Raw genomic sequence first — 6,564 nt, 5'->3', positions numbered from 1 at the left:
CTTGTAAGGCAGGTGCTCTCCCAACTGAGCTATGCTTCCAAATGGTACCCCGTAGGGGAATCGAACCCCTGTTTATAGAGTGAAAATCTATTGTCCTTACCACTGAACGAACGGGGCAGTGGTAAATGGTGCGTCATACTGGGCTCGAACCAGTGACAACACGATTAAAAGTCGTGTGCTCTACCATCTGAGCTAATGACGCCTTTGTATGGAGCGGGAGACGAGGGTCGAACTCGCGACATTCAGCTTGGAAGGCTGACGCTCTACCAACTGAGCTACTCCCGCATCACTTACAGAGATATAGTACCACAATTTATATTATTTGTCAATAAAGTTTTTTTATTTTTTCAAAATTATTTTTTCCACCGCATATCCTTGATTATGAACTCTGTCTACTGGCGCTATTTTATAGTAATAAGTTTTATTTTTTTCGACATCTTTATCCAAATATTTTAGACCATATTTTCTTTTTGTAGTAGCCAATAGATATTTAGAGTTTTTTTCATCAAAATTTTTCTCTGTGCTTCTATAAATCGCATAATAGTCTGCATAGTTATCGGCTGGATCATCCCAAGTCAAAAGAACTCCCTCTTTTATAGCTTTTGCTTTTATATTGACAACTGGCTTTGGAGCCACAACATCTATCCAGGGAGTCATAGGAGGTAATATCTGTGTACCGTAAACCTTTTCTTTTAAATTAGTTTTTATATTCAGGGCATTTTTTTGAATCTTATCAAAACCAAAAAATACACTTCCATGAACATTATCAAATTTTCTATTATATGTTATCTGCTCAATAATTTCATTTTCATTTTTCCACGCTTTACTGCTCCCAATTTTATAAGCTGCATGACCTATGTACAGATGAACATTACTATTTTTCACTTCATTTATCCACCAATTTACTAAAACATCATACCGAGCAACCTTTAAATTGAAGTCCCAATATATTTGTGGAACTATATAATCTATCCATTCATTTTGAATCCATGTTCTTGTATCTGCATATAAGGTATCGTAGTTCTCCGCACCCGCCCTTGTTGCTGATCCAGTCGGGTCCTTATCATCATTTCTCCAAACACCAAAAGGACTTATTCCAAATTTTACATAGGGCTTAGCTTTCTTTATTTTTTTTGACAATTCTCTTACAAAAGTATCGGTATTTTTCCTTCTCCAATCTTCAAGCCTCATCCCTTTCCCATATAGCTTATAACTTTTATTGTCTCCAAAAGGAACAACTTTTTTATTTTTATCCAACACAGGATATGGATAGAAATAATCATCCATATGAACTCCATCTATATTGTAGTTTTTTACCACATCCACAATAACATCCTCCGTGAACTCTCTTGCCTTTGGATTACCAGGATCATAATAGTATTTCCCACCATATTCTATTACCCAATTAGGATTCTTTTTTGCTATATGATTCTCAGGAATTTTTTCATTATTTTTTAGTGTTATTCTGTACGGATTGAACCACGCATGAAATTCCAAATTTCTCTTGTGAGCTTCCTCTATAAAAAACTCCAATGGATCATAACCTGGGTCTTTTCCGCTTTCGCCTGTTATGTATTTAGACCATGGTTCTTTATTAACTTTTTTATAAAATCTATCTGCTGTAGGTCTAACTTGCATTATTATCGCATTCATATTTAATTCTTTTATTTCATCTAGTATGTCGATATACTCTTTTTTTTGCTCCTCCATACTCATTCCCTGTTTAGAAGGCCAATTTATATTGTCCACTGTCGCTATCCAAACTCCTCTAAACTCTCTTTCTGTACTTTTACTAAAAATTATAGAGAAACTCACCAAAAATAAACAAAATAAAAAAGTCAATTTTTTCATAAAATCACTCCTACCCTTTTATTATCGAAAACTTACTTTTCAATTCATCTCTCAAAGTACAAATAAAATCTATTTTATTTCCCATAATTAAAGGTATAATAATCTCTCTTCTATCACTCGTCACTATTCTTATTATAACTTGTAATCTATTGTTTTTTCCTACCGTTGCTTCTTTTAAGGTGCACGTATCTATTTCGTTAAAAGGTAGATTCAAACCTTGACCTAAAATTTTTTTATTCTCACAATCCAAGATTATTTTATATTTAAAAATATTTCTCAGATGTTTAGCTCCTAAAAACAATAACAATATAGCTATCACCAAATAGGGTACACTGAAGTTTTTTATATAGCCTATATAGCCTTGAAGTACTCCAATCAATACTAATGGAATTCCAGTACCCAACCACACAATCATCTTTTTTCCCTCAAGAGTATACTTTTTTAGTGGTTTATAGTCCACTTTTGCTTTTTCTACTTTCTTTATAAAATCATCATAAAAAAACATTTTTCCTCCTCGTTCAGTAACAAAGAAAAGTAGAGAATATTCTCTACTTTTCTATTCAATTACTATTTTATTATTTCACTAATCCTATTATATCTTCAGGTTTATAATCTAAATTATGAACTGCATTTATATATCTCACTGTCTTACTTTTTCCTCTTATAACTAAAGTCTGAGTTCTAGCTATATTACCTTTTCTTTTCACACCCTCTAAAAGATCACCACTTGTTATCCCTGTTGCCGAGAAAATAACCTCATCATCTTTTACAAGATCATCCATCTTTAAAACATCTCCAACTCTCAGTCCCATCTCTTCACATCTTGATTTTTCATATGCTGATATCTTATCATTTTCTAATGAGACCCCTTTCACTTCGCTTCTCAATTTTAGTCTGGCCTGCATATCTCCACCTAAAGCTTTAATTACAGCAGCTGATATGACCCCCTCAGGAGCCCCACCTATACCATAAAGCAGATCCACATCTGAATCCACAACTGATGTTAATATTGATCCAGCCACATCACCATCTGGCAAAGCATAAACTTTTATATTCAAATCTTGTAAATCTTTTATTATAGTTTTATGTCTTGGCTTATCCAAAACTACAACTGTTAACTCATTCAATGGCTTATTTAAAGCTTTACATATATTTTCTATATTCTCCATCAGAGGTTTTGATAAATCAATCACCCCTTTTGCTTCAGGTCCCACTATCAATTTTTCCATATACATATCTGGAGCTTTTAAAAAACTCCCCTTATTTCCCACCGCTAAAACAGCTATAGCGTTAGCTTGTCCTTGTGCTGTCATCCTTGTTCCTTCAACTGGGTCTACAGCTATATCTACCTGTGAGTACCTCTCTTTAGAAGAAGAATTCATTCCTACTTTTTCACCGATATATAACATTGGAGCTTCATCAATCTCTCCCTCTCCTATTACAATCTCTCCTTGAATTTTTATCCCATTTAACACAGTTCTCATGGCATCTACCGCCGCTTGGTCCGCTGCTTCCTTATCTCCTCTACCTACCCATTTGTAAGCTGCTAAGGCTGCTGCTTCTGTAACTCTAGCAAACTCTAAAGCTAACTCTCTTTTCATTTCTCCTCCTACTTTGTTTCAATCAATCTATAAATTTTTTCTCCCGGTAAAACCATTTGGAGCTGATTCCTAGCCACTTTCTCTCTGTAAAAGGGATTATTTATATTCTCAATCATCTCATCATATCTAACAATTAAGCTTTCAATCTCTTTTTTTTGTTTAATTTTTAATTCTTGCTCTATTTTTAATTTATCAATTTTAACAAATGACCTAAATATATTCTGCCCTAAAAATGCAAAATGTATGACTAATGGGACTATCCAAAGCAGATTTTTCATCAGTTTTTACCTACCTCTTTTTTCAAAAGCTGTAACTTCTTAGATATCATTCTCTTGGCAACTGGCGATATTTTATCCACAAATAGAACTGCATCTAAGTGATCGTACTCATGTTGAAACGCTCTTCCTAGAAGTTCTGTCCCCACCTCTATCACCTCTTCACCTTTTTCATTTAAATACTTTATTTTTACTGTCACTGATCTTTTGACAGGTTTGTAGACCCCCGGAACACTCAAACATCCCTCTTCCACGTTTTCAAGAGTATCTGATAACTCCAGTAGCTCTGGATTTATAACTTTTCTTATAACTCCATCTCCAATATCTATTACAAACATTCTCTTACTTATTCCCACTTGTGGTGCTGCAAGTCCAACTCCATTAGCTTCGTGCATTGTCTCCACCATGTTATCTAAAATCTCAAGTATTTCTGGTGTTATCTCTTTAACTGGTTCAGCTACAGTTCTTAAACATTCGTTTCCATATATTTTTATGTCATATAACATGCAATTTCCTCCAACTCTCCTTTTTTCAATATATATTATATCATATTAGATTAATCGGGTCTATATCAACAACAATCCTATATTTTTTATTATCAAATTTTTTTAATCTGTTTTCTAAAAAGATTTTATATTCATTTATCTGTCTTCTATCCCCTTTTATAAATATATTACATCTATATCTACCTTTTACTTTATAAACTAAAGACTTCATAGGTCCATAGAGTTCAACTTTTTCATTTTCAATCTCTTTAAAGATTAAATGACAATACTCTTCCAACCCCTCCTCTTCGGATGATGATATACCAATATTTATTATCTTTGAAAATGGTGGATAAAAAAGAATTTCTCTTTTCTCTATCTCTTTCTCATAAAAATTTATATAGCTATTCTCTTGAATTTTTTCTATTATATAATTTTCAGGCTGATAGGTTTGAATTATAACTTTTCCTTTTTTTTCTCCTCTTCCAGCTCTTCCAGCCACCTGTGTTATCATTTGATACGTTCTTTCCCCTGACCTAAAATCAGGAATACTCATAATTGTATCTGCATTTATTACCCCCACTAAAGTTACATTGGGAAAATGTAATCCTCTAGATATCATCTGTGTCCCAATCATGATATCATATTTCCCAGCCAAAAAGTCATTGTACATATTTTCATAAAAATTTCTCTCTTTTGAAACATCTCCATCAACTCTAATTACATTCACTGGAAATCTTTTTCTTAGCTCCTCCTCCACTCTTTCAACCCCACGTCCACTAAACGATATATTGTTACTACCACACTTGGAACAATGCCCTAAAAATTTTTTTGATATACCACAATAGTTACATTTTAGACTACTGTTACTTGCATAATAATTCAATTTTATTGAACAATGCTCACACTCTTCCATATGTCCACAATCTTGGCACTGAACCAACGTCGAATATCCTTTTCGATTCAATAGCAATATTATCTGCTCTTTTCTTAAAAGTGCTCCTCTAATCTCCTCTAAAAGCCTTTCACTAAAAAAACTATCTTTTTCCTCTTTCATATCTACAATCTCTATCTCTGGTAATTTCGCATCTTTATATCTATGGTCTATTTCAAATAGTTGAAATATCCCTTTTTTAGCGTAGTAGTAACTTTCTATTGATGGAGTTGCTGAACCTAAAACCACCTTGGCATTCTCTAATTCAGCTTTTTTTATAGCTACATATTTAGCATTGTATCTTGGCGTAGTATCTTGTTTATAACTATTTTCATGCTCCTCATCTACAATGATATATTCTAAATTTTTTACAGGTGCAAAAATAGCTGAACGCACCCCCAGAACAACTCTCTTATCACCTGTATATATACTATACCACTCCTTAGCTCTGTCTATATTGGAAAGTCTACTATGAAGTATTGCTACTTCCTCTCCAAACTCTTTTTTAAATCTTTTAACCATTTGGGGTGTCAGAGAAATTTCTGGAACTAAAAATATTGATCCCTTTCCATTTTCTAAAGCTCTTTTTATGAGTTGAATATATATTTCGGTCTTTCCAGACCCTGTCACTCCTCTTATTAAAAAATGTTTTTTATTTGAGATTTCAATTCCATTTTTTATTTTTTCTTGTTCCGAGTTTAATTTAGTATCTTCTTCATATCCCTCTTTTTCAATCTCTTTCCTCAATTTCTCTTCATTGAAACTTTTTATTTTTCTTTCAAAAACTAATGTCTCATTCTTCAAATGCTTTTCAATGATTTTCTTATCAAATTTTTTTTCTAAAGTTGCTTTTCCAACTTCAACTCTTTCTTGAAAATATAGCTTCAACTCTAAATCTATATTTTCATTCTCCTCTTCTAGTCCATACCAACCATCTTCAACTTTCAAATAACCTGTATCCAAATATTTTTGTACTTTAATTTTCGAAAACCTGTCAATTAATGTCTTTTTTCTAACCAAACTTTTTTTCCAAAAATATTCTAAGACCTCATCTTTAATTAAAGTACTGCTAATATTTTTAGCTCTATATACATCCTCATATTTCACTTTCACTCCAGCTGGCACTGCAGTGGAAAAAACCTGATCAAATGGACTCATATAATAATCTTTTATCCACAGCAATAACTTTATAAACTTTTTAGAAAAACTTAATTCTTCATATAAAATTTTTTTTATTTGTAAAACTTTAAATGTGTACTCTTTCCCCTTCTCCTCCTCAATAACTAAGCCAACCCTATCTTTATTTCTAAAAGAAACCAAAACTCTGTCTCCAATATTTATATTCTCTTCATCACTGGCATAAGTATAGAAATCTTTTGTCTTTTCTATATAGACACTATAATACCTCATTACTTTCT

Annotated in this window: 6 protein-coding genes and 3 tRNA genes; all 9 read right to left on the bottom strand. The window is 32.6% G+C overall.

The genetic code is table 11. The features are described 5' to 3' along the window. Positions 1 to 42 precede the first annotated feature (42 nt). The 9 genes from ACWI69_RS03150 to priA all read right to left on the bottom strand — a co-directional run bounded on the left by ACWI69_RS03150 (position 43) and on the right by priA (position 6,556). Positions 43 to 117, bottom strand: a tRNA-Glu gene (locus ACWI69_RS03150). A 9-nt stretch (positions 118 to 126) separates the two neighbouring features. After that, positions 127 to 202 (bottom strand) — tRNA-Lys (locus ACWI69_RS03145). 7 nt (positions 203 to 209) lie between these two features. Continuing rightward, positions 210 to 285: transfer RNA gene (locus ACWI69_RS03140), tRNA-Gly, on the bottom strand. A gap of 54 nt (positions 286 to 339) precedes the next feature. Further along, entirely contained in the window at positions 340 to 1,851 is a 1,512-nt protein-coding gene (locus ACWI69_RS03135) for a glycoside hydrolase family 10 protein (protein WP_448820396.1), read from the bottom strand. A 10-nt stretch (positions 1,852 to 1,861) separates the two neighbouring features. Beyond that, complete coding sequence (locus tag ACWI69_RS03130; protein WP_448820395.1) at positions 1,862 to 2,356, bottom strand: hypothetical protein; 495 nt, start codon at positions 2,354 to 2,356, stop codon at positions 1,862 to 1,864. A 70-nt stretch (positions 2,357 to 2,426) separates the two neighbouring features. Further along, the gene (glpX, locus tag ACWI69_RS03125; protein WP_448820394.1) at positions 2,427 to 3,452 is read right to left on the bottom strand and encodes a class II fructose-bisphosphatase; all 1,026 of its coding nucleotides are present in this window, start codon (positions 3,450 to 3,452) and stop codon (positions 2,427 to 2,429) included. Between the two features lie 8 nt (positions 3,453 to 3,460). Beyond that, positions 3,461 to 3,730 (bottom strand): septum formation initiator family protein, encoded by a 270-nt coding sequence (locus ACWI69_RS03120; RefSeq protein ID WP_448820393.1) that lies wholly within the window; start codon positions 3,728 to 3,730, stop codon positions 3,461 to 3,463. Further along, a complete protein-coding gene (def, locus tag ACWI69_RS03115; protein WP_448820392.1) occupies positions 3,730 to 4,233 on the bottom strand; it encodes a peptide deformylase in 504 nt (167 codons plus the stop codon). The genes ACWI69_RS03120 and def overlap by 1 nt, the downstream gene beginning before the upstream one ends. A 40-nt stretch (positions 4,234 to 4,273) precedes the next feature. Next, entirely contained in the window at positions 4,274 to 6,556 is a 2,283-nt protein-coding gene (gene priA / locus ACWI69_RS03110) for a replication restart helicase PriA (protein WP_448820391.1), read from the bottom strand. Positions 6,557 to 6,564: the final 8 nt, after the last annotated feature.

The sequence above is a fragment of the Cetobacterium sp. genome, from assembly GCF_977044495.1.
Note: the sequence above shows the minus strand (reverse complement) of the source record. Positions and strands in the feature narration are given on the sequence as shown.